General features: G+C 51.8%; 23 protein-coding genes. 7 read left to right on the plus strand and 16 right to left on the minus strand.

All coding sequences use genetic code 11. The features are described from left to right. Positions 1-56 precede the first annotated feature (56 nt). Positions 57-515: a dUTP diphosphatase gene (gene dut, locus NL510_RS01025; RefSeq protein WP_253380877.1), complete on the minus strand. Its 459-nt coding sequence runs from the start codon at positions 513-515 to the stop codon at positions 57-59. Further along, the gene (coaBC, locus tag NL510_RS01030; protein ID WP_253384698.1) at positions 493-1,704 is read right to left on the minus strand and encodes a bifunctional phosphopantothenoylcysteine decarboxylase/phosphopantothenate--cysteine ligase CoaBC; all 1,212 of its coding nucleotides are present in this window, start codon (positions 1,702-1,704) and stop codon (positions 493-495) included. The genes dut and coaBC overlap by 23 nt, the downstream gene beginning before the upstream one ends. A 173-nt stretch (positions 1,705-1,877) precedes the next feature. Here coaBC and radC point away from each other — a divergent pair, with 173 nt between their 5' ends. From radC to mutM, 4 genes are all read left to right on the plus strand, one after another. Next, entirely contained in the window at positions 1,878-2,543 is a 666-nt protein-coding gene (radC, locus tag NL510_RS01035) for a RadC family protein (protein WP_253380879.1), read from the plus strand. Between the two features lie 220 nt (positions 2,544-2,763). Continuing rightward, a complete protein-coding gene (gene rpmB / locus NL510_RS01040) occupies positions 2,764-3,000 on the plus strand; it encodes a 50S ribosomal protein L28 (RefSeq protein WP_002436699.1) in 237 nt (78 codons plus the stop codon). 22 nt (positions 3,001-3,022) lie between these two features. Beyond that, entirely contained in the window at positions 3,023-3,190 is a 168-nt protein-coding gene (gene rpmG, locus NL510_RS01045; RefSeq protein ID WP_003024094.1) for a 50S ribosomal protein L33, read from the plus strand. A gap of 72 nt (positions 3,191-3,262) precedes the next feature. Beyond that, positions 3,263-4,072, plus strand: a complete 810-nt coding sequence (gene mutM / locus NL510_RS01050; protein WP_253380881.1) for a bifunctional DNA-formamidopyrimidine glycosylase/DNA-(apurinic or apyrimidinic site) lyase — start codon at positions 3,263-3,265, stop codon at positions 4,070-4,072. 46 nt (positions 4,073-4,118) lie between these two features. Here mutM and coaD read toward each other — a convergent pair whose 3' ends face one another. The 7 genes from coaD to rfaQ all read right to left on the minus strand — a co-directional run bounded on the left by coaD (position 4,119) and on the right by rfaQ (position 11,012). Then, on the minus strand, positions 4,119-4,598 hold the full coding sequence (gene coaD / locus NL510_RS01055; protein ID WP_253380883.1) for a pantetheine-phosphate adenylyltransferase: 480 nt from the start codon (positions 4,596-4,598) through the stop codon (positions 4,119-4,121). A 3-nt stretch (positions 4,599-4,601) separates the two neighbouring features. After that, complete coding sequence (locus NL510_RS01060; protein ID WP_253380885.1) at positions 4,602-5,372, minus strand: glycosyltransferase family 2 protein; 771 nt, start codon at positions 5,370-5,372, stop codon at positions 4,602-4,604. Next, positions 5,372-6,646 (minus strand): lipid IV(A) 3-deoxy-D-manno-octulosonic acid transferase, encoded by a 1,275-nt coding sequence (gene waaA / locus NL510_RS01065; RefSeq protein WP_253380887.1) that lies wholly within the window; start codon positions 6,644-6,646, stop codon positions 5,372-5,374. Before waaA ends, NL510_RS01060 begins: the two co-directional genes overlap by 1 nt. 67 nt (positions 6,647-6,713) lie before the next feature. Further along, complete coding sequence (locus tag NL510_RS01070; protein ID WP_253380889.1) at positions 6,714-7,703, minus strand: glycosyltransferase; 990 nt, start codon at positions 7,701-7,703, stop codon at positions 6,714-6,716. A gap of 14 nt (positions 7,704-7,717) precedes the next feature. Next, positions 7,718-8,815 (minus strand): glycosyltransferase, encoded by a 1,098-nt coding sequence (locus NL510_RS01075; protein WP_253380891.1) that lies wholly within the window; start codon positions 8,813-8,815, stop codon positions 7,718-7,720. Positions 8,816-8,817: 2 nt separating this feature from the next. Next, a complete protein-coding gene (locus NL510_RS01080; RefSeq protein WP_253380893.1) occupies positions 8,818-9,945 on the minus strand; it encodes a glycosyltransferase family 4 protein in 1,128 nt (375 codons plus the stop codon). After that, positions 9,945-11,012: a putative lipopolysaccharide heptosyltransferase III gene (gene rfaQ, locus NL510_RS01085; protein WP_253380895.1), complete on the minus strand. Its 1,068-nt coding sequence runs from the start codon at positions 11,010-11,012 to the stop codon at positions 9,945-9,947. The genes NL510_RS01080 and rfaQ overlap by 1 nt, the downstream gene beginning before the upstream one ends. A gap of 150 nt (positions 11,013-11,162) precedes the next feature. Here rfaQ and NL510_RS01090 point away from each other — a divergent pair, with 150 nt between their 5' ends. Beyond that, positions 11,163-12,128 carry a polysaccharide deacetylase family protein gene (locus tag NL510_RS01090; RefSeq protein ID WP_253380896.1) on the plus strand — a complete coding sequence of 322 codons (966 nt, stop codon included), beginning with the start codon at positions 11,163-11,165 and terminating at the stop codon, positions 12,126-12,128. Positions 12,129-12,174: 46 nt separating this feature from the next. On the opposite strand, the gene NL510_RS01095 is transcribed toward NL510_RS01090, so the two are convergent. From NL510_RS01095 to rfaD, 6 genes are read right to left on the minus strand one after another with little or no spacing between them, the layout of a single operon-like run. Then, the gene (locus NL510_RS01095) at positions 12,175-13,386 is read right to left on the minus strand and encodes an O-antigen ligase family protein (RefSeq protein WP_253380898.1); all 1,212 of its coding nucleotides are present in this window, start codon (positions 13,384-13,386) and stop codon (positions 12,175-12,177) included. Then, entirely contained in the window at positions 13,374-14,282 is a 909-nt protein-coding gene (locus NL510_RS01100) for a glycosyltransferase family 2 protein (protein WP_253380900.1), read from the minus strand. The genes NL510_RS01095 and NL510_RS01100 overlap by 13 nt, the downstream gene beginning before the upstream one ends. A gap of 14 nt (positions 14,283-14,296) precedes the next feature. Continuing rightward, a complete protein-coding gene (locus NL510_RS01105; protein WP_253380902.1) occupies positions 14,297-15,391 on the minus strand; it encodes a glycosyltransferase family 9 protein in 1,095 nt (364 codons plus the stop codon). A gap of 3 nt (positions 15,392-15,394) precedes the next feature. Beyond that, entirely contained in the window at positions 15,395-16,378 is a 984-nt protein-coding gene (gene rfaC, locus NL510_RS01110) for a lipopolysaccharide heptosyltransferase RfaC (protein WP_253380903.1), read from the minus strand. 3 nt (positions 16,379-16,381) lie between these two features. Beyond that, positions 16,382-17,428 carry an ADP-heptose--LPS heptosyltransferase RfaF gene (rfaF, locus tag NL510_RS01115; RefSeq protein ID WP_253380905.1) on the minus strand — a complete coding sequence of 349 codons (1,047 nt, stop codon included), beginning with the start codon at positions 17,426-17,428 and terminating at the stop codon, positions 16,382-16,384. Between the two features lie 2 nt (positions 17,429-17,430). After that, entirely contained in the window at positions 17,431-18,363 is a 933-nt protein-coding gene (gene rfaD / locus NL510_RS01120) for an ADP-glyceromanno-heptose 6-epimerase (RefSeq protein WP_253380907.1), read from the minus strand. Positions 18,364-18,609: 246 nt separating this feature from the next. Here rfaD and kbl point away from each other — a divergent pair, with 246 nt between their 5' ends. Next, the gene (kbl, locus tag NL510_RS01125) at positions 18,610-19,806 is read left to right on the plus strand and encodes a glycine C-acetyltransferase (RefSeq protein WP_253380909.1); all 1,197 of its coding nucleotides are present in this window, start codon (positions 18,610-18,612) and stop codon (positions 19,804-19,806) included. Positions 19,807-19,815: 9 nt separating this feature from the next. Next, on the plus strand, positions 19,816-20,844 hold the full coding sequence (gene tdh, locus NL510_RS01130; RefSeq protein WP_253380911.1) for an L-threonine 3-dehydrogenase: 1,029 nt from the start codon (positions 19,816-19,818) through the stop codon (positions 20,842-20,844). A 27-nt stretch (positions 20,845-20,871) separates the two neighbouring features. Here the strand turns inward: tdh and NL510_RS01135 are convergent, their stop codons facing one another. Further along, positions 20,872-21,969 (minus strand): glycosyltransferase family 9 protein, encoded by a 1,098-nt coding sequence (locus NL510_RS01135; RefSeq protein WP_253380913.1) that lies wholly within the window; start codon positions 21,967-21,969, stop codon positions 20,872-20,874. Positions 21,970-22,181 lie beyond the last annotated feature (212 nt).

The following is a 22,181-nucleotide window of genomic DNA, read 5'->3' on the forward strand; positions in this document are numbered from 1 at the left end:
GCGTTTGCGGTTTGTTATTACATTATGACGCTGTGGGATGCGTGTCTGCCGGGCGATTATTTGCGCCCGGAATGGCCGAAACCGCCTTCGCCACGGTCGGTGGCATCAAAGTCTGCCACCAGGTTAAATTCTGCCTGCACCACCGGTACAAAGACCATCTGCGCGATACGCTCGCCTGGTTCAATGGTAAAGCTGTCCTGACCGCGGTTCCAGACGGACACCATCAACTGACCCTGATAGTCAGAATCGATAAGGCCCACCAGGTTACCCAGTACGACGCCATGCTTATGGCCCAGGCCAGAACGTGGCAGGATCACCGCTGCCAGAGACGGGTCAGCAATATGAATAGCCAGACCGGTCGGGATAAGTGTGGTTTTACCCGGCGCCAGTTCTACGGCGTCATCGAGACAGGCACGCAGGTCAAGACCGGCAGAGCCGGAGGTGGCATAGGTTGGCAGCGGGAATTGCTCACCAACACGCGGGTCCAGTATCTTAACGTCGATTTTTTTCATCATAACGGGTAACGATCTCGTCCAGTAATTGTTGGCCCAGGAGTTCCTTACGCTCAAGCGGTAAGATTTTATCTCCATCCTGCCAGAAAAGGTGCAGTGCGTTGCTGTCGCTGTTAAATCCTTGTGTGGCCAGCGATACGTCATTCGCGCAAATTAAATCGAGGTTTTTGCGGGTACGTTTTTGACGGGCGTATTCTTCCACATTATTCGTTTCTGCAGCAAACCCAACGACGTAAGGACGGTGACTTTTTAGTGCGGCGACGCCAGCAACAACATCCGGGTTTTTTACCATTTTTATTGTTAATTCATCACCTTGCTTTTTAATTTTAGCCTCGGCAATGGTTTCGGCGCGATAATCTGCGACAGCCGCACAGCCGATAAAAATTTGCTGATGTTGCGCGTGAGCCTGTACGGCGGTTTCCATTTCCAGTGCGGTGGTGACATTAATGCGCTGAACATTCGCCGGCGTAGACAACGAGACCGGACCGCTCACCAGCGTGACGTTAGCGCCACGTTTCGCCGCTGCGGCCGCAATGGCAAAACCCATTTTTCCGGAGCTATGATTGGAAATATAACGTACAGGATCAAGTGGCTCGCGCGTTGGGCCCGCGGTAATCAGGATGTTGAGATGTTGCAGATCGAAGACAGGTGTGAAATGCGCAGCCGCCATATCGACGATAGCCAACGGGTCCAGCATACGGCCCGGGCCAACGTCTCCACAGGCCTGGCTGCCGCTGTCCGGCCCCCAAACCAGCAGGCCGCGCGAGGTCAACGTGCCTAAATTATGTTGGGTTGCGGCGTTACGGTACATCTGCTGATTCATGGCGGGCACAACGGCAACGGGGGCCGGTGTAGCGAGACAAAGGGTGGAGACCAGATCGTTTGCCATGCCTGCCGCCACGCGAGCAATTAAATCTGCCGTAGCAGGGGCAAGGATAACCAGGTCTGCCCATTTCCCTAGCTCAATATGGCCCATGGCGGCTTCTGCTGCAGGGTCAAGCAGACTGTCTGATACCGGATAACCGGAGACGGCCTGCAGGCTCAGAGGCGTGATAAAAGCTTTGCCGCCTTCGGTTATCGCTACCCGCACGTCGGCCCCGCGCTCGCGCAGACGACGCACCAGCTCCGGCGTCTTATAGGCAGCTATACCGCCGCTCACGCCAAGAACGATTTTTTTACCGGCCAGGCTCATCATGTTTCTTTCCTGTTGGGTTTCACCAGAGAGCGGGCATTTTATCACAATCGTAAAAACGGGTGCATTTTGTCCTTCGTCTACTTTGCGAGGCGTTACGCAAGTTCGAAAAATCAGCGTCGAGCACCGGATGCGCCTGTGGCAGCATAAGGGCAAACAGAAGGAGGCAGGGCATGGAAGAGAATGAACTGTTGTTACCCCGTGAAAAATTGCTGCGTTATGGCATCACGTTTTTAAAAGATGATGAACTACTGGCGCTCTTTTTGCGCACCGGAACTAAGGGCAAGACGGTATTTACGCTGGCGAAAGAGTTAATTGAACATTTCGGTTCACTGCACGGGTTGCTGACGGCTGAACTGGAGGCGTTCAGGCACGTCGAGGGAATTGGTGTCGCGAAATATGCGCAATTGCGGGGGATTGCCGAACTTGCTCGTCGTTTTTACAATGTTCGCCTGAAGGAAAAAGACCCGGTACTGACACCAGATGGCGCGCGTGAATTCCTGCAAAGCCAACTGGCTGATGCCGAACGCGAGATCTTTATGGTGATCTTTCTTGATGCCCAAAACCGAATACTGAAACACAGCCAGCTTTTTTCGGGGACATTGAGCCATGTAGAGGTGCATCCGCGTGAAATCGTGCGGGAAGCGATAAAAGTCAATGCAGCTGGCGTGATCCTCGCGCATAATCATCCGTCTGGCTGCGCACAACCGAGTAAAGCTGACAAAGTAATCACCGAGCGTATCATCAAATGCTGTCAATTCATGGACATTCGAGTGCTGGACCATTTGATAATTGGCCGCGGAGAGTACGTTTCTTTTGCAGAATATGGTTGGATTTAGACCCTTTCACGCGATCCATTGGGATCTTTGTCTGTTCGGGACTTGAGCACACCGCCGAGTCAGCGTATACTACGCCACCTTTGAGAATCTCGGGTTTGGCATTTGGGCCTGGCAATCGAGAGTTCAATAGAACTGCGCGATGACCAGGCTGTAAAAAAGCCTGACGAGGCGCCGATACCCCATACGAAGCTCGAGCTAATTTGATTTTTGGAGAATAGACATGTCCCGAGTCTGCCAAGTAACTGGCAAGCGTCCGGTGACCGGTAACAACCGTTCCCACGCACTGAACGCGACTAAACGCCGTTTCCTGCCGAACCTGCACTCTCACCGTTTCTGGGTTGAGAGCGAGAAGCGTTTTGTCACCCTGCGTGTATCTGCTAAAGGTATGCGTGTAATTGATAAGAAAGGCATTGATACAGTTCTGTCCGAACTGCGTGCCCGTGGCGAAAAGTACTAAGTACTTAACGAGGAAATAAATCATGGCTAAAGGTATTCGTGAGAAAATCAAGCTGGTTTCTTCTGCTGGTACAGGTCACTTCTACACCACCACGAAGAACAAACGTACTAAGCCGGAAAAACTGGAACTGAAAAAGTTCGATCCAGTTGTACGCCAGCACGTACTGTACAAAGAAGCCAAAATCAAATAATTTTAGCTTCCTTGTATTAAAAAACCCCGCAACAGCGGGGTTTTTTGCATTCTGCATCTCAACGGAGGAACCATGCCTGAATTACCTGAGGTAGAGACCAGCCGCCGCGGCATTGAGCCTCATCTGGTCGGCGCGACCATTCTTCATGCCATCGTGCGTAACGGCCGTCTCCGCTGGCCGGTTTCCGATGAGATCCATGCATTAAGCGATAAACCGATTCTGAGCGTGCAGCGCCGCGCCAAGTATCTGTTGCTGGAGCTGCCCGACGGCTGGATTATCATCCATCTGGGGATGTCCGGAAGCCTGCGCATCCTCACGCAAGAGTTGCCGGCGGAAAAGCACGACCACGTAGACCTGGTGATGAGCAACGGCAAAGTGCTTCGTTACACCGACCCACGGCGCTTTGGCGCCTGGCTGTGGACCAAAGAGCTTGAAGGACATAGCGTCCTGGCGCATCTGGGGCCTGAGCCGCTCTCAGAGGCGTTTAATGCGGCCTACCTGCAGGCGAAGTGTGCGAAAAAGAAAACCCCGATTAAGCCCTGGCTGATGGATAACACGCTGGTGGTTGGCGTGGGGAATATTTACGCCAGCGAATCGCTGTTTGCCGCCGGGATCCATCCCGATCGGCTGGCCTCTTCGCTGTCGGCGCAGGAATGCGAACTGCTGGTCAGGGTGATTAAAGCGGTGTTGCTACGCTCGATTGAGCAGGGCGGGACGACGCTTAAGGACTTCCTGCAGAGCGACGGCAAGCCGGGCTATTTTGCTCAGCAACTGCAGGTGTATGGACGTAAAGGCGAGCCGTGCAGAGTGTGCGGAACGCCGATCATAGCCACGAAGCACGCCCAGCGCGCCACGTTCTACTGCCGTCAGTGCCAGAAGTGATGCACTTATAGCCGGGCAAGCGCAACGCCGCCCGGCAATCAGATGGCTACTTTAGCTTTGCCAACAGTGCCTGATGGACGTTCACCGGCAGGAAATGCGTCACATCACCGTGATGACGCGCCACCTCCTTCACCAGCGTGGAAGAGATAAACGACCACTCTTTGGAGGGCATCAGAAACACGCTCTCCAGCTCCGGCATCAGGTGGCGATTCATGTGCGCCAGTTGCATCTCATATTCGAAGTCTGCCACCGCGCGTAAGCCACGGATCAAAATATTGGCCTGCTGGGCGCGGGCGAAGTTAGCCATAAGGTCGCTGAACCCGACCACTTCAACATTCGCCAGGTGTGAAATTGCGTCTGTCGCAAGCTGGACGCGCTCGGGCAGATCAAACATCGGCTGCTTGCTGGGGCTGGCGGCAATGGCCAGAACTACTTTATCGAACATGCATGCGGCACGGGTGATGATATCAAGATGACCATTAGTGATGGGATCGAAGGTACCCGGATAAATCGCTTTTGTGCTCATGGCTCACGTTTTCTCTGAGTAGCCGCGGCAAAGCGCCCACAGCTCAGTGTATTTGTTGAAAGTATACTGGGCATTCACCACGGCGAGTAGCCAACCCTGTTTACCGTCCAGCACGCCTCCACGCAACAGCAGCGTTTTCAAAAACGCGCCCAGCGTATGGCTGAAGATACCGGCCAACGTTGTCTTCTTGCCGCGCTGATGACGTTCCTGCGCCCAGGCGGTGGCATAGTTGAGCTGTTTGCGCTGGAAGCTGGCGAAATCCCGGCAGGTAAGGTGAAGCAGATCGCCCGACAACGGGATCACCGCAGCGCTATCGCAGGCCAGTGACTCATGCACCAGATTGACGTTGTACTGATAGCGATCGCGTTCATAAAGGCGCATAACACGGTCAGGATACCAACCGCTGTGGCGCATAAAACGGCCGAGGAAGTAGTTACGACGCGCAATACTGTAGACCGCGCCGGGCTGAGGCGCGGCAAGTACGGACTGAATGGATTGCCGGAGTTCCGGGGTAATGCGCTCGTCAGTATCAAGCATTAGCACGTAATCACCGGTGGCATAGGCTTGCGCGCGCTGGCGCTGAATGCCGTAACCTTGCCAGTCGGTATCGATATAAACGTTAACGCCTGCTGCACGAGCAATGTCTACCGTGTTGTCCTCGCTGCCTGAATCAAGGAGAACAATTTCGTCAGCCCAGGCAACAGAAGCCAGGCAGTCCGCAAGCAGGTCGGCGGCGTTTTTGGCGATCAAGACCACCGACAGGCGCGTTGACATTAGTGGCTCCGCTGAGGCAGATAGGGTTGCAGAAGTTCCAGCAGACGGGTCAATGCGCCCTGGTTCTGATGCAGCACTTCAACGGCATGGCGACCATACCAGAGACGATAATCTTCATCGGTCAGAAGGGTTGAGATCTCTTTAACCACCGAATCTGCATCGGTTACGGTAATTAAGCCGTCGGCTTGCTGCAATTTTGCGCAGATATCTTTGAAGTTAAACGTGTGTGGCCCCATCAGCACCGGAATTGCGTGCGCTGCGGGTTCCAGCGGGTTATGGCCGCCACGCTCCACCAGGCTGCCGCCGACGAACGCGAGATCCGCAATTCCATACAGCAGCATCAGCTCACCCATCGTATCGCCAATTACCACCTGGGTGCTGCCTGACGGGATCTCACCGCTGCTACGCAGGGTGAAGCTAAAACCGCCTTTCTGCACCATTTCGCGGGCATCTTTAAAACGTTCAGGGTGACGAGGCACCAGAATAAGCAGTAAATCCGGGAATTTTTCCAGTAGCTTGCGGTGGGCCTGCAGAATAATCTCTTCTTCGCCGTCATGGGTGCTGGTGGCAATCCACACCTGGCGACGCGGTGCCCACTGGCGACGCAGCGTTACCGCCCGGGCGGCGAGCTCAGGCGTCACGGAAATATCGAACTTCAGACTACCGGTAACCGCAAGCTGGTTGCGCTTGAGGCCCAGAGAGATAAAGCGCGCCGCATCTTCTTCGTTCTGCGCCGCAATCAGCGTAATTCTGCTGAGCAGGCGTCGCATAAAATTCCCCAGCTTGCCGTAGCCTTTTGCCGAGCGCTCGGACAGGCGGGCGTTAGCAATGACCAGCGGAATTTTACGGGTATGCAGGGCGGAAATCATGTTCGGCCACAGTTCGGTTTCCATCACGATCACAAGCTTCGGTCGAACGCTATTCAGGAAGCGATTCATGGCGCAGGGGAGATCGTAAGGCAGATAGACGTGATGCACATCTTTGCCGAATGCGGATAACGCGCGCTCAGAGCCGGTCGGCGTCATGGTGGTGACGGTAATCGGCAGCGACGGATAACGGTGGCGGAGGGCGCGAACCAGCGGAATGGCCGCCAGCGTTTCACCAACAGAAACGGAATGCAGCAAAATACCGTCCGGGGCGACTTTATTGCGGCAGTAGCCATAGCGTTCAGACCAGCGTTTTCGATACGCAGGCGCTTTACGGCTACGAAGCAACAGTCGCAGCCACACGAGTGGCTGAATGAGGTAGAGAAGGGCGGTATACAACAATTCCAAGCGATTATCCGTTTTTTTTAGTTTCGGCGGGCAAATTCTAAGCATTTACGCCAGGTAAAGCTATCTCTTATGCCAGATACCGTTTCAGGCGGAAGTAACGACGGCCAAGGCGCCAGCGCAGCCGTAGAGTTTTTGCATTTTTCCAGATCAGCATCCAAATGCCTGTATCAAAAAACTCCTTAATAATCATCGATTTTTTATGGTTATCTTTCATGGTGTCAAAAGTATGAATAATGCCGAGACCCTCTTTGGCAATTTGCCAATGACAGGCGGGGATATTTTTCACCTTTTCCGGATAGCGTTGATTGATGGCATCCAGCATCTGCAGAATTTTCATGTAATGACGTGCCGAGCGAATCAGCGTGTCATCATTGTCTGGCATATGTGAGACCGATGCCGAGTGAATATAGTAGTCGTAATAGCGTTCACTGGTGTACTGAACCCGTGCGGCCGCGAGTAACACTTCCGTGGTCCACGGAATATCCTGATGGCGCAAGCCGGGCTCGAAACGAAAACCGTTCTGACGAATAAAGTCGTGGCGATAGATATTGAGCCAGGTGACGTGCAGGAACTTACGAGAGTCCAGCGCCATTTTTAGCCATGCAGGGCCAGTCATTACGCCCGTTGACGCCAGTTTGTCTTCAGGAAAGATGGGGCGTGAGGGTTTCTTGTTGTCTTCCCAGACGTAGTTGCCGTTACACGTAGCCACATCCAGCTCTTGCGTGACCGCCATCTCCAGAAGATGCTGGTACATGCCTGGTTTAAAGACATCATCAATATCCGGGAAAGAGAGATAGTGCCCGGTCGCGGCAGCCAGACCACTATTGCGCGCGATGGAGACACCCTGGTTTTGCTGCTCAATAACCTGCAGATGCGGCAGTTTTTCACGCCATTTTTCCACAATTTGCATAGATGAATCGGTGGAGCCGTCGTTAACAACAATCGTTTCCATGCTGTCGATTTTTTGATTAACCAGGCAGCTAAAGAACTGATCGAGGAAAGCTTCACCGTTATAAACGGCAACCACCACGCTTAATAATGGCGCTGAATTTTGCATATGAAACCTGATAATTATGGATTGTCTACAAGAGCAATATATTGCTGGCAGATGGCGTTGATACCGAACGATGCAATCGTTTCGCGATCCACAACCGGCGGAGAGGCATAGACATCCGCCAGCGTTTTCGCCAGCGACGCGTCATTCAGTTCCGTCAGCCCACGCGCTAAAGTACCCGTGAGGATCTCTGAAGGTCCACCAGGACAGTTGGTACTGACGGGGGGAGTCTGGCAGATAATCGATTCAACCAGCACATTACCAAAACCTTCGCAGTCGGAACTCAGCACTAAAAGTCGGGCTGCTTTGATCCAGGGGTAAGGATTGGGCTCGAACGGACGGAAAATAATCTTGTTTTCAATCCCGAGGCTGCTGGCAAGCTGCTTGAGTGCCTGAATTTTAGCGTCAGACCCATTGCCCATCATTACAAGCGTCGCGTCTATCTTACTCAACGCGAACGCGCGCAAGAGGCGGTCATGACGTTTATGCTCATGAAAGCGGCCAACGTGAATAATGTAATCTTTTACCGGCACTTCAAAGGGTGCATCCGCCAGGCGCTGGATCTCGGGAATATCGAAAGGATTATGGATGACCGCTTTGCGCCGAAGGTTGATGGTCAGCGTTTCTGAGAGATCGCGAAGCACGGCGGCGGAGACGGCGACAACGTTTCGGTTTTCGTAAGTATGACGAATTTTGTAATGTTTAAACCAGCGCGAAAGCCCGCTGCGATGACGAAGATAAGAGAATGAGAACATGCCATGGACGCAAAACCAGACCTTATCCCGCTCCAGAGCACGGCTGTGTGCCACAATGCGATCGGTTTTATGCAGATGCGAGAACACCACATCAAATTTTCCGTTGCACTCAGCCTGTTCAACGGCGTTGTCGAGCAGCTGCGCACGGCGTGGGATTTCAGTGAGTTTTCGCCAGGGCTTTTTACACGTATCCTGAATAACCTGAAAATCAATGCCTTCTGGGATGGCGTAGTCGCATACCTTCCGTAAGGAGAAAAGGGAGACCTGATGCCCCATTTCTATCAATCCGCTGGAGAGGGTGAGTACCGTTTTCTCGGCGCCTCCACCGGGTAAACCATCAATAATCATTAGGATACGCATTATTAATCCAGTAATTTTTGATAAAGCGAAATAAGTTGACTCGATAGTTTTCCAGGGGTTGCTTCTTTCACGCGCTCACGCGCAGCTACGCCCATTTTGTTATTTTTTTCTAGTGAAGGGATGGCCGCGATTGCATCCTTCAATGTGTCGATATCAAGAGCGTCACAGTAAAAGCCATTCTGACCTTGTTCAATAAATTCTGCTCCACCGCAACTCTGAGAGGTGATAACAGGCAAACCGCAAGCCATCGCTTCAAGAATCACGTTCGGGAAGGGATCATACAATGTTGGCAGCAGCAAACCATCAGATAGCTGATAAAAAGGCAGCGTCTCTTTTTGTACACCCATAAAGCGGACCCGTTCCTCACAGCCTAAAGCGCGAGCGAGATCGCGGTAGCGCTGTTCTGCTTTATCCTGACCAACGACGATCAGCCACGCCGCTGTTCCTGCAATAGCACGAATGGCGCTAGCCAGTCCCTTTCTTTCAAATCCTGAGCCGACAAAACAGAACACGACGGCATCTGCTGGCAAGCCAGCGCGTTGACGCAGCGCGGCACGTTGTGCCTCTTCTGCCGGAACGAAGCGGCCGGAATCTATTGAATTATAAATCACATGTATCTTTTTTGCGTCAATATCAAAGTCTTCGACGATTTCACGCTTGATCATCTCCGCATTGCAAATCACCGCTTTTAACTCAGGTGCCTGATACATGTCGCGTTCGGCGCTCATCACGTAACGATGATAGCGGTCATGCATGAGCATTTTTGCTCGCCAGGCGGGCAAAACACGCGCACGTTGCAGTAGCCAACGGCGATGAACCCCATCGCCTGCACGATAGATGTCGCAGCCCGGGATACGCTCATGGCTCTGCACAATATCAAATTGTTGCTGCTGCCACAGCGCACGCGCGGCATGAGCAAACCCGCGCTCCCGGCTAATGCGGCCCCACTTACGCGGGTCACAAATGTGGATATGCCAGTCGTCCTGCTTCTCTCCTTGCCACTCACGTGTAATGACGTTGAGTTCAAGATTTTGGTTACTCAGCGCGGTGAGTGCTCTGGAGACGAAACGCTCAGCCCCGCCATCAGGGCGATACTTTTGGCGAACGATGGCCAGACGATCATGTTTCATTACAGATATCTCCTGGCTGCTAAGATGACCGCATCCACGGGAATGACGTCGAGGTAGCGCGCATTCGTGTGGGTATCTATGGCGTCAGGATCGGGTAACGGGCCATAATCTCCCGCCCATATGACTTCACCGTTAACCTGCCACGGAGACCAGAATGTCAGTTTCGACGGGCCAAAGAGGGCGATGCAGGGGGTGTGCAGCGCGGCGGCCATATGCATTGGAACGGAATCAACGCCAATAAAAAGTGACGCATGATCGATAAGGGCTGCCAGCTGGCGCAAAGTTAATTGTCCTGCCAACGACACCACGCCCGTAGCGGGGGAGGAGGCGAGAATACGGTCGATCATCTCCAGCTCTTTTTTGTCCGGTCCGGCCGTCAGGACGACAGTATGGCCCTCTGCCTGAAGTGCGCTAATGGTTTGCGCCATTTTGCCCTCATCCCAGCATTTGAAAAACCAGCGTGACGTAGGCTGCACGACGATAAAACGGTCACCTACGTCTTTTTGCGTCAGCTTTTCACGGGCAGAATGCCAGTCGCTTGTGGTGTAGGCCATGGTAACGGCGGGCTTGAGGGCAACCGGCAAGGGCGTCAGAATTGAGAGATTCTGTTCAACGGTATGCAACGTACTGTGATTCTCTACAGAAACCAAATCGGTATGGCAAAACCGCCAGAAAGCGCTTTTGCGCTTATTAAAGGCGAAGCCGAGACGAACCGGTGCGCCGGTGAAACGGGTAACGAGGGCGCTGTGCCACTGATCGGCAAGGTTTATCACCAGATGATAATGCTGAGTTCTCACTGCACGGAGCAACTGCCACTCTTTTTGCAGGTGCTTAAGCGTACCCAACTGTTTCCACTTACGGTCGATACCGTAGATTGTTCCTGTTGCGGGATGTGCCGCAAGCATGTCGCGCGTCTCTTCATAAAGCAGGACATCGATCTGTGCCGCGGGCCATTGTTGGCGCAACGAATCAATGACGGGTGTGGTGAGTAACATGTCGCCATGATGGCGTAGTTTGATAAGTAAAATGCGCAAATCAGGCGTGTCAGGTAAGTTATTCATCATCATCTTATCAGCGTTGTACTGTAGCCAATTCTAATAGACCTGCTGGCGACTTGCACTCTTTCTCCATAATGCCAGTAATTTCCCCACAAGGGTTTACTCGTGCTTTAGAGCGTGCGTAACATAGCGCTAACTCTCCTGCCTTACGGACTCATTATGAAAAAACCAGCGTTTATCATCACGATCGATACCGAGGGCGATAATCTCTGGCAAAACCATCGGGTAATTAAAACGGAAAATGCGCGCTATCTGGCACGGTTTCAGGCGCTCTGCGAGCGTTTTGGTTTTAAGCCCGTCTGGTTGACGAACTATGAGATGGCAATCGAACCGGTTTTTATTGCGTTCGCCAGGGATGTCATCGCCCGGGGGCAGGGGGAAGTGGGGATGCATCTGCACGCATGGAATAGCCCCCCTGAGCACGATCTTACCGGCGATGACTGGCGCTGGCAGCCTTATCTGATTGAGTTTTCGGATGAGGTGATGCGTGAAAAAGTGTTATTCATGACCCGCTTGCTGGAAGAGACCTTCCAGACCAAAATGCTCAGCCACCGCGCCGGGCGCTGGGCGTTTGATAGCCGCTATGCCAGGCTACTGGTTGAGCAGGGCTATCAGATCGACTGTTCCGTTACGCCACGGGTGAACTGGCGCAACGCGAAAGGCGCCCCGCAGGGCCATGGCGGAACAAATTATCAGCATTTTCCCGACCATGCTTACTTCATGGACGCAGAGGATATTTCCCGGCCGGGCAATAGCTCGTTGCTTGAAGTCCCGATGAGCATTCAGTATAAACACCCGGCCTGGCTGAACACCGTCAAGCAGAATTACGATCGCCTGCGCGGCAAATATCGCTCTCCCTCCGTCAACTGGCTACGTCCGTCTGGCGGGAATACGTCACAGATGATTCAGGTTGCGCAGCAATGTCTGGCCCAGGGCAATGATTATGTAGAATTTATGCTTCACTCTTCTGAGTTCATGCCGGGTGGAAGCCCTACGTTTAAAGACGATGCGGCAATAGAAAACCTGTATCAGGATTTGGAGCAGCTCTTTACCTGGTTATCAGATAAGACGGTTGGAATGACGCTGGCGGAATTTTATCAGTACAAAAACAATTTGCCCACCTAAGCGCTGAGTTTCATCCTGACTCCTCAGCGCATGACGGAAGAATTTATTATTGACGTCGGGTTTGCGAAAAATGGGGGCTCAATGCAAACAGCGTCATGAAGAAAATTAAAGCCTCTGAGCTCAGAAGCATGACGTCGGTCAGCCCGTAAAGCAACAAGAGCAGCATGGCGGTTAACAGCAGACCATTTCTGTTTGCCATGGCGTAAACTATTATTGAGACGAAGAAATAAAGCAACACCGCCAGGCCAGGGATCCCCTGTAAGGAGTATTTCTCAATAATTTCATTATGCAGGTGGATGCGCAGGTAGCCGATTGCGGCAGCAACATGTGGATGACCATCCTTGACATACTGTTTTGTCCACGCTTCCCGGCTATCAATGGATTGACCCAAAGGATGGGCGAGGCCGGTGGCGATCCCTACATTCCACATAGAAAAACGCGCGCCAAGAGAAGTCGCATCATGCCCTTCCTGGTACTTTGTTATTTCACTCTGGGTTTGTTCAATTTTGGGTGAAATTAAGGGCTTATAACTAACAATAATGATACCCGCAACAATGCACAAGAATATCATCAAGGATTTAAGGTGGATTTTTCTAAACTGATAAAGCGTCAGAACAATCGCCAGAATGAGATAAAGCCCCATAGCGGCACGCGTTGCGGTCAGCAGAATAATGAACCAGGACAGCAGGACGACGAGACCTGCCACGACATATAGCTTCACGTTTCGTTGCAGATAGAGGCTATACACCAATGCTAACGAGAGAACAGAATAGACATAGGCCGCAATGGTTGGACGATTAATCGCCATCTCGACGCGGTCAATTCCCTCTACTGCCTGGAAAACTCCGTACCCCGTCGCCAGCACAAATCCCACGGCCGTGGTTATTAAAAAATATTTCTGGAAATTTTCTTTGGTCACATAAAATTTGAAGCGGTCCAGATAAAAAATCAACAGGCTTGCCAGTATTAATTTTTTACTGGAGCCAAGATAATCACTGTAAGCATTAAGCCCTTCACTGTGAAGCTCATAGACCAAATACCAGACCAGGTTCAGCAACCCTATAAGCAGCACAGGATAGGCAATGCTAAACGGTCGCAGAGTAAGCTTTTTATACTCAAAGGCTAAACCCACAATACTGGCATAAATAGCGATGTAAAAAAATTCGCGTTGTTTACCTGAACTCACTAATACCAGCGCTAACGAGACAAGGCTCAGTATGAGCGTCAACTGATAAAGCCTTAACTTTACTTTTTCCATAATGACTCAAGAACCCTTTTTTTATAGCTGAAACGAATATCGCGTGATAAGAAAAATGACGGGGAATAGAGCGTATTTACCCGCTGTTTAACAATCGTTGATTGATGTTCAGTAAGTAGTTTTCGATGGTTGCTATAGATATCAAACCAATGGCAATTTACCAGATGCCTGAACTGTGGTGGAAAAGTCTTTTCCATCAATAATGTACATTTAATAAGTGTCGAAATCTTATTGCTGTTAAGACTGCTCGATAAACTGTCGCTACGCTTGATGTAATAATAATGACCTTGACGCTGGTAGCATATTTTACTCGACTGCATAAGCATTGCCGGGAATACGGCAAAATCCTCATAGCAGATCATCGACGGTATCGGGTTGTCCTCATAAAGCCGACGCTGAATAAACTGACCAATGAGATGCGCCTGAAAATCCTTATGGCGTAAAAATCGTTTAATGGCATCGTGTTGCGATAACGTTACCGGGGAGAATCCTCGCCAGTCGTCGGTGATTTTTTTGACATCGCGGATCTCCAGCAAACGCGTCAGCAGCATATCAGGACGTGCTGTTTTAAGGAACGCCACCGCGTCTCTGATACTGCCTGGTTTCAACAGGTCATCGCTGTCCAGCATCGTAATATAATCTCCCGATGCCAGCGAGACAGCGCTATTACGAACATGACCGACATTTCGGAACTCAACGTATCGGGCGATCGTATAAGGACTTTTGCGCAGCCAGCGTTCAATAATATCCTGCGTTGCGTCCACAGAACTGTCATTGAAAATAATCACTTCTACGTCATTACCCGCATTATCGATAGCGGCCTGTAGACTCTCGAGCGTAGCGTTAAGCGTATCTTCCGCATTATGCGCGGCAATAATGATGCTGAGAAAAGCCATAAAATGTTATTTCCTTAAGCATCAGGGTGAGAAGCTTGAGCCTTGGGTAATGCGCAAATAAAGTGTTTAATTTCCCGTAGTGATTCGTCGGTTACAGCGAAGAGTTCTTCTCGATCCTGTGAGAAATAGTAACGTGTTTCAAAGACATAAGAGCTTATGTTTGCATCATTTCCAATCAGAAGCAGCTTGCCAAGCGGGCGCTGTTCATCATGACAGCATGGGCCAAACAGCAATATGACGGGTACACCCACTGCGTCGGCGACATAGACATTTCCCGAGTCAGATGCGATATAGCAATCCATCTTTGAAATTGCCCACGGGAGTTCTTCCAGCGAGATTTTACCAATCAGATTGGTGAAATTGGTGAGTTCGCCGTAGAGGCGGGTAATATCATCCATCCATGGCTGCTCATTAGGGGCACCGAAAACATAAAACTCGCAGGGCAGGTCGGCGAGACGATCGGCAATACGCTTCCAGATGGCGGGTGGAATCGTCTTCGCTTTGTTGCCCGCGGCAATACTGATGCCGATGCGGATCACGCCCGGTTTATCAAGTATTTCCGGATAGATGGCCGGTTTGAAAAGGGGCTTAGTGGCGTGCTTAGGCGAGTCTTCCCAGGTGAGCGCGCGATCTGCTAGCTTAAGATAGTTCGTGACCGACAGCGTCCTCTTACCGTGCTCAACGCTACCATCCGCCGTGGCATAGAAAATCCCGTGGTACCATCTGCGTGTATAAGTACTTAAAAATTGTTTGTTTTTTGCATTGCAGACGGCGGCAAAAAAGAGATTCACGCTGTTGGGCTGCAGCAGATACACATTGTCGTAACGGTTCATTATCCTGCACGCAAAACAGAGCTTACGCCACAGGTTGCGCTTATGCTGCTCGATAAAAAAAATCTGTTCGATAGTGTCATCATGCTTTGCCAGCGCGTTTACGCTGCGGCTGATCAGCACATCACTTTTTTGCAGGTATGCCAGGAGAGGCGTTGCATTGATAAAGTCACCGATTTTGGCCGTCTGAATGACCAGGTTTTTTCCCGTGTCTTTTCGAAACAGCTTCCGGATGAGTTTCACCGGAAAGAGTAAAATCAGCAGAAATACGTAACTCATGGGTTAAATATCCCTGTTGGGAAGCCGATAGCTATCCTGTAAATATGAAAAAATTGCATCTGCGCTAATATCCCTCGTTTGCTGCGTGGGGCTGACCATCTGATGCTGGTTTTTACCGTAACCCCCAATCAACCCCGGGTCGGTTGGGCCAAAAATTGTAATATTTGGCCGATCCAGCGCCGCGGCTAAGTGGCTTAATCCCGTATCAACGGAAACGATAGCCTCAGCCCCTGCCAGTACGGCCGCAACGTGCGCCAGCGTGAGTTTAGGTAAGACTTCGACGTGCGAAAAACCTGCAGCCAGGCGTTCTGCACGCTGCCGCTCATGCTCAGCACCCCATGGCAGTTTAATATGGATACCGGTAGGTTGCATTAGTTCTATTAAGCTTCGCCAGTGCGTTTCCGGCCAGTGCTTATCGTCGCGCGTTGTGGCATGCAGGAATACCATGTATGGCTGAGCGCGCTTATCAGCATCGCGCAGAAAATGTTGCGAAATAGCGTAATCGCCCTGCGCATCCGGTTTTGCATAACCCAGGCTTTTGGCGAACAGCTCGCGGGTACGCTCGACGGCGTGCTGCTGCTTAGCAATAGAGTGGCGACGGTTATAAAACAGGCTTGCCAGCGGCTCGCGGGCGGATTGCCAGTCCATACCGTGCTTCATGCCATGGGCCAGACGGGTGACCAATGCGGCACTTTTAACCAGCCCCTGGGCATCGATAATCGCGTCATAACGCTGGGCCTGCACCGCTTCGCGGAAAGCTTTACGTTCGGCTTTGATGGGCGCGGAAAACCAGGCTTTGCGCCAGCGACGGATCGCCACCGGGATCACGCGGTCGACCGCTTGATGCCAGGTGGGGATCTGCGCGAAACCTTCTTCTACCACCCAGTCAAAACGAATGTCGGGGATCGTCTGCATGGTGTCCGTTAGCGACGGCAACGTGTGCAGTACATCTCCCATTGAAGAGGTTTTAACGATCAGTACCCGCATCCGCTATCCTTCTTCGCTCAACAGCAGCTCGTTGAGCGCTTCGAGCACCCGCTCTGGTGTTATGTCGATCAGGCTCTGATGATAACCTTCAGCCGCATCGCCTTTGCGTACCTTGTGGTAGCCGGTAATCAGGCGAATGACGCGCGCTATATGCGACAGCGGCGGCGTGAAATCCGGACTGCTGGGGCCATACAGCGCAACCAGCGGACGGTTTAGCGCGGCAGCGACGTGCATCAGCCCGGAGTCGTTAGTCACCACGGCTTTGCAGGCGGCAATCAGGATCACCGCCTGCTCCAGTTGGGTTTCCCCGGCCAGGTTACGACACCAGGCTTGTTGTTCGCTACTGAGCGCGGCAAGGATTTCGTTGCCCACCTGGCGATCTTTCATCGACCCGAACAGGACAACCTGATGACCTTCGTCAATCAGCTGTTTGGCAAGCCCGGCGTAGTGATAATGCGGCCAGCGCTTTGCCGGGCCAAATTCGGCGCCCGGGCAGAAGCCGATCATTGGGCGTTCGGATGAAATACCGAACGCACTGCAGGTATGAGATTTTTCGCCGTCGTTAACCTGTAATTGCGGCCACAGTAGCGGCTGCGGCAGGTCTTTTGCTGTCTGCATCACGCCTTTATCGTAGGCCAGTGCCACGTAGCGCTCCACCATCAGCGGCCAGGCGTCTTTATCCAGCACGCGCGCGTCGTTCAGCAAACCGTAGCGCATTTCGCCGCGCCAGCCGGTGCGGTGCGGTACGCCTGCAAAAAAAGGCACCAAGGCAGATTTGAATGAGTTGGGCAGTACGTACGCGCGGTCGTAGCGCTTTTCGCGTAGACTATGGCCGAGTTTGCGGCGTTCGCCAATTTCCAGCGCCCCGTGGCCGAGCGGCATCGGGATCGCCTCGTTTACTTCCGGCATACGCGATAAAAGTGGACGGCACCATGCCGGTGCCATCACGTCAATTATCGCCTGGGGATAGCGCGCCTTGAGCGTGCGATAGAGACTTTGCGACATCATCATGTCGCCCACCCATGACGGGCCGATCACCAGAATTTTCATACTTATGCGTCGCGGTTCAGCCAGGCCATGTATTCCGTCACACCTTCGGCAACGGTCTTGAACGGCTTGTCATAGCCCGCGGCGCGCAGGTTCGTCAGGTCCGCCTGAGTAAATGCCTGATAGCGGCCTTTCAGTTTATCCGGGAACGTAATGTACTCAATGCTACCTTTTTTATGGTATGCCAGCGCGGCGTCAGCCACGGCCTGGAAGGATTCCGCACGGCCTGTACCCAGGTTAAAGATGCCGGACACGCCGTTTTCCAGGAACCACAGGTTGACGGCTGCCACGTCGCCCACATAGACGAAGTCACGCTTGAAGCCATCACTGCCTTCGAACAGTTTCGGACTTTCGCCGTTGTTCAACTGCGTATTCAGGTGAAACGCCACGCTTGCCATGCTGCCTTTGTGACTCTCGCGCGGCCCGTAAACGTTAAAGTAACGGAAGCCCACGATCTGGGAGTTCGCTTCAGGCAATACCTGACGGACATATTCGTCGAACAGGAATTTGGAATATCCGTAAACGTTCAGCGGCTGCTCATATTCACGGGATTCAATGAAGTCTGAGGTGCGCCCGCCGTAGGTCGCCGCAGAAGAGGCGTACAGGAACGGAATTTCACGCTCAAGGCAGTAGTGCAGAAGCTCTTTGGAGTACTGATAGTTGTTATCCATCATGTACTTGCCGTCCCACTCGGTGGTGGAGGAGCATGCACCTTCATGGAAGATGGCATCGATTTCGCCGAACTCTTCACCTGCCATAATCTGAATAAGGAAGTCTTCTTTATCCATGTAGTCGGCGATGTTGAGATCCACCAGATTGACAAACTTGGTGCCATCTTTCAGGTTATCCACCACCAGAATGTCGGTGATGCCTTTGTCATTGAGAGCTTTAACAATGTTGCTGCCGATAAGGCCCGCGCCGCCGGTAACGATGATCATAACTGTAACCTTTGAAGTGTGGAGCCCGGGGACAGTCCCGGACGCTAATGTTTCTATCATATCATTAGTATGGCTGCCCTACAGCCATTCGCCGATATCCGCCCCATCCTGAATGATTTTGCGAATATGCAATAAAGGCAACACGTGATTTATGCTGCAAAAACGAGAAGAGATAATGCGTCATCTCGTCAGGAAGTATAGGTTTGGGTAATATGTGTCGAAATTTGCCGAGTCTGGAGAATTGCAATGCGTGGTGATTTTTACAAACAGTTAAACAGCGACCTTGATACCGCACGTGCGGAAGGGTTGTTCAAAGAAGAGCGTATTATTACCTCCGCTCAACAGCCGGACATCACGGTTGCCGACGGCAGTCATGTGATCAACTTTTGTGCGAACAACTACTTAGGTCTTGCAAATCACCCTGAGCTGATTGCCGCTGCGAAAAACGGCATGGACACCCACGGTTTTGGCATGGCCTCGGTGCGCTTTATCTGCGGCACGCAGGATAGCCACAAGCAGCTTGAAAACATGCTGGCGAACTTCCTCGGGATGGAAGATGCCATTCTGTACTCCTCCTGTTTCGACGCCAACGGCGGTCTGTTTGAGACCCTGCTCGGCGCAGAAGATGCCATTATCTCCGATGCTCTGAACCATGCCTCCATTATCGACGGCGTGCGCCTGTGTAAAGCAAAGCGTTTCCGCTATGCCAATAACGACATGGCAGAGCTGGAAGCCCGCCTGAAAGAGGCGCGTGAAGCGGGCGCTCGTCACGTAATGATCGCTACCGATGGCGTATTCTCAATGGACGGCGTGATCGCCAACCTGAAAGGCGTATGCGACCTGGCAGATAAATACGCTGCGCTGGTGATGGTCGACGACTCCCACGCGGTCGGTTTTGTTGGCGAAAACGGCCGGGGTTCTCACGAATACTGTGACGTCATGGGCCGCGTGGACATCATCACCGGTACGTTGGGCAAAGCGCTCGGCGGCGCATCGGGTGGCTATACTGCTGCGCGTAAAGAGGTGATTGAGTGGCTGCGCCAGCGCTCTCGCCCATATCTGTTCTCCAACTCCCTGGCGCCAGCCATTGTTTCAGCGTCGATCAAAGTGCTGGAGATGGTTGCGTCCGGTGCTGAACTGCGCGATCGCCTATGGTCCAATGCCCGGCTGTTCCGCGAAAAAATGAGCACTGCAGGGTTTACGCTGGCTGGTGCCGATCACGCCATTATCCCGGTCATGCTGGGCGATGCGGTGGTCGCGCAGAACTTTGCGCGTGAGTTGCAGAAAGAGGGCATCTACGTGACCGGGTTCTTCTTCCCGGTAGTACCAAAAGGTCAGGCGCGTATCCGCACGCAGATGTCTGCGGCGCATACGCCTGAACAAATTGAACGTGCGGTGGAAGCCTTTACCCGCATCGGCAAACAGCTGGGCGTAATTGCCTGAGGACGTGTAATGAAAGCGTTATCCAAACTGAAAGCAGAAGAAGGGATTTGGATGACCGACGTGCCGGAGCCGGAAGTCGGTCATAACGATCTGCTGATCAAAATTTGTAAAACGGCCATCTGCGGGACTGACGTACACATCTACAACTGGGACCAATGGTCGCAGAAAACTATTCCGGTGCCGATGGTTGTTGGTCACGAATATGTCGGCGAAGTGGTCGGAATGGGTCAGGAAGTGAAGGGGTTTGAAATTGGCGACCGCGTGTCTGGCGAAGGCCATATTACCTGCGGTCACTGCCGTAACTGTCGCGGCGGACGTACGCACCTGTGCCGCAATACTGTCGGCGTGGGTGTTAACCGTCCGGGCTGTTTCGCTGAATATCTGGTGATCCCTGCATTCAACGCCTTCAAAATTCCGGATAACATTTCTGACGATTTGGCCTCCATTTTTGACCCGTTTGGCAATGCAGTGCACACCGCGCTCTCCTTCGACCTGGTGGGAGAAGATGTGCTGGTCTCTGGCGCAGGTCCAATCGGTATTATGGCGGCAGCGGTCGCTAAACACGTAGGCGCGCGCAACGTCGTGATCACCGATGTGAATGAATATCGCCTGTCGCTGGCGCGCAAAATGGGCGTCACCCGCGCGGTGGATGTTTCTAATGAGAGCCTGAACGACGTCATGGAAGAGCTGGGCATGACGGAAGGCTTCGACGTGGGCCTTGAGATGTCCGGCGCGCCACCGGCGTTTCGGACCATGCTCGACACCATGAACCACGGTGGTCGTATTGCGATGCTGGGTATTCCCCCGTCCGATATGTCCATCGACTGGAACAAAGTCATCTTCAAAGGGCTGTTCATTAAAGGTATTTATGGCCGCGAGATGTTCGAAACCTGGTACAAAATGGCGGCACTGATTCAGTCTGGTCTGGATCTGACCCCCATAATCACGCACCACTTCTCTATCGATGAGTTCCAGAAGGGCTTCGACGCGATGCGGTCAGGCCAATCCGGGAAAGTTATCCTGAGCTGGGATAAGTAATCTACAGGGGCCTGAGGCCCCTTTTCATTACAGAGCTGTGCGCTCGCCGCCAAGCTTACTCGTGACGTTTGACGAGATACTACCAATATCGATTTTATTGTGGCGCTTATCATAAATCAGCTGCTCTGCGTTCTGACCAATCGGCGAAAATATCGTATTGCCTTCAAAATTTTTATTATGATCAAGCAGCATTGAAAAATAGATGGCAATGAGCTTTTTATCAAAAGCACAGGCGATATGAACGATGGCTGTATCCACAGACACCACCAGATCAGCTTTTTTGATGAGCGTGATGGCATCCCACAGCGAACTGAATCGACAAACCGTAATATTCGCGTTATCGAAGCGTAGGTCGGCTAATTTTCGCCCTTCGCCAATAATGAAAACGTGCGTATCCGGGTGCTGCACAATATCATTAGCCAGTTTTTCCAGCTGCACGTGCGAGAGACTGCGTTCGTCAACGCTGGCGAAAGGGTTTAGCACAACGATTTTTTTGCCAGCATAAGGTTGCAGATAATGGTCTATAAAATCCTCATGCTCGGGCAACACAGGCAAAGCGTAACGAAGAGATTCAGGCTTAACGTTTAATGCGTTAAGGATCTGTTTTTGCGGATGGGTAATGTGGAAATCAGAATTCACAGGAAGCATTAAGTTATAAGGCTTGTTCAACCAGCCGCCAAACCCAATTGCATATTTATAATGGATTTTATGCAGCAGTTGCGTATTGAATAACTCCTTTCTTTTCATCCATGAATAATGGCTGATCACCAAATCAGTGTCGATAGGCTTTATTGCATCGATATTTTTGATATCAGCAATATAGACCTCATCGATATCGGATATCTTTTCAAACAGATCGCGATTTCGCTCCTCAACCACAACCTGTAGCGTATAGCCCGCTTGTTTCAAACTATGCCAGGTTCCTGTGTGGCACACGGCATCGCCAATACCGAGATCAACAAACGGAAATAAAATCCGCTTAATGCTGGGAATGTTTATATCTTCGTGGCGTTTATCCTGTAATTGCCGCGATAAAGACAGAAGCTTTAACCGCCTTTTTAATTCTTTGGTTTTATGGTTTCGCTGTCTGTTGATTTCCTTTAAATAGCCGATTATTTTCTTCATGATCCCACTAAACCAAATTAAGTATTAAACTTTGGTTAGTATAATCTTAAGTTTCACGAAAAGGAATGTCAGCGAGAACAGCGTGGCACTTACACAAATTTAACCTTATTTAACAATGGATTAAAGAATGTGCCTTCAAGGGTATTTTCCATTTTTTTGGTGCAGGACAGTACCCGGCTCAACGCGAAAATAATAAAAAAGGTTTGGATTGG

Source organism: unidentified bacterial endosymbiont, assembly GCF_918797525.1.
GTDB lineage: Bacteria > Pseudomonadota > Gammaproteobacteria > Enterobacterales > Enterobacteriaceae > Enterobacter.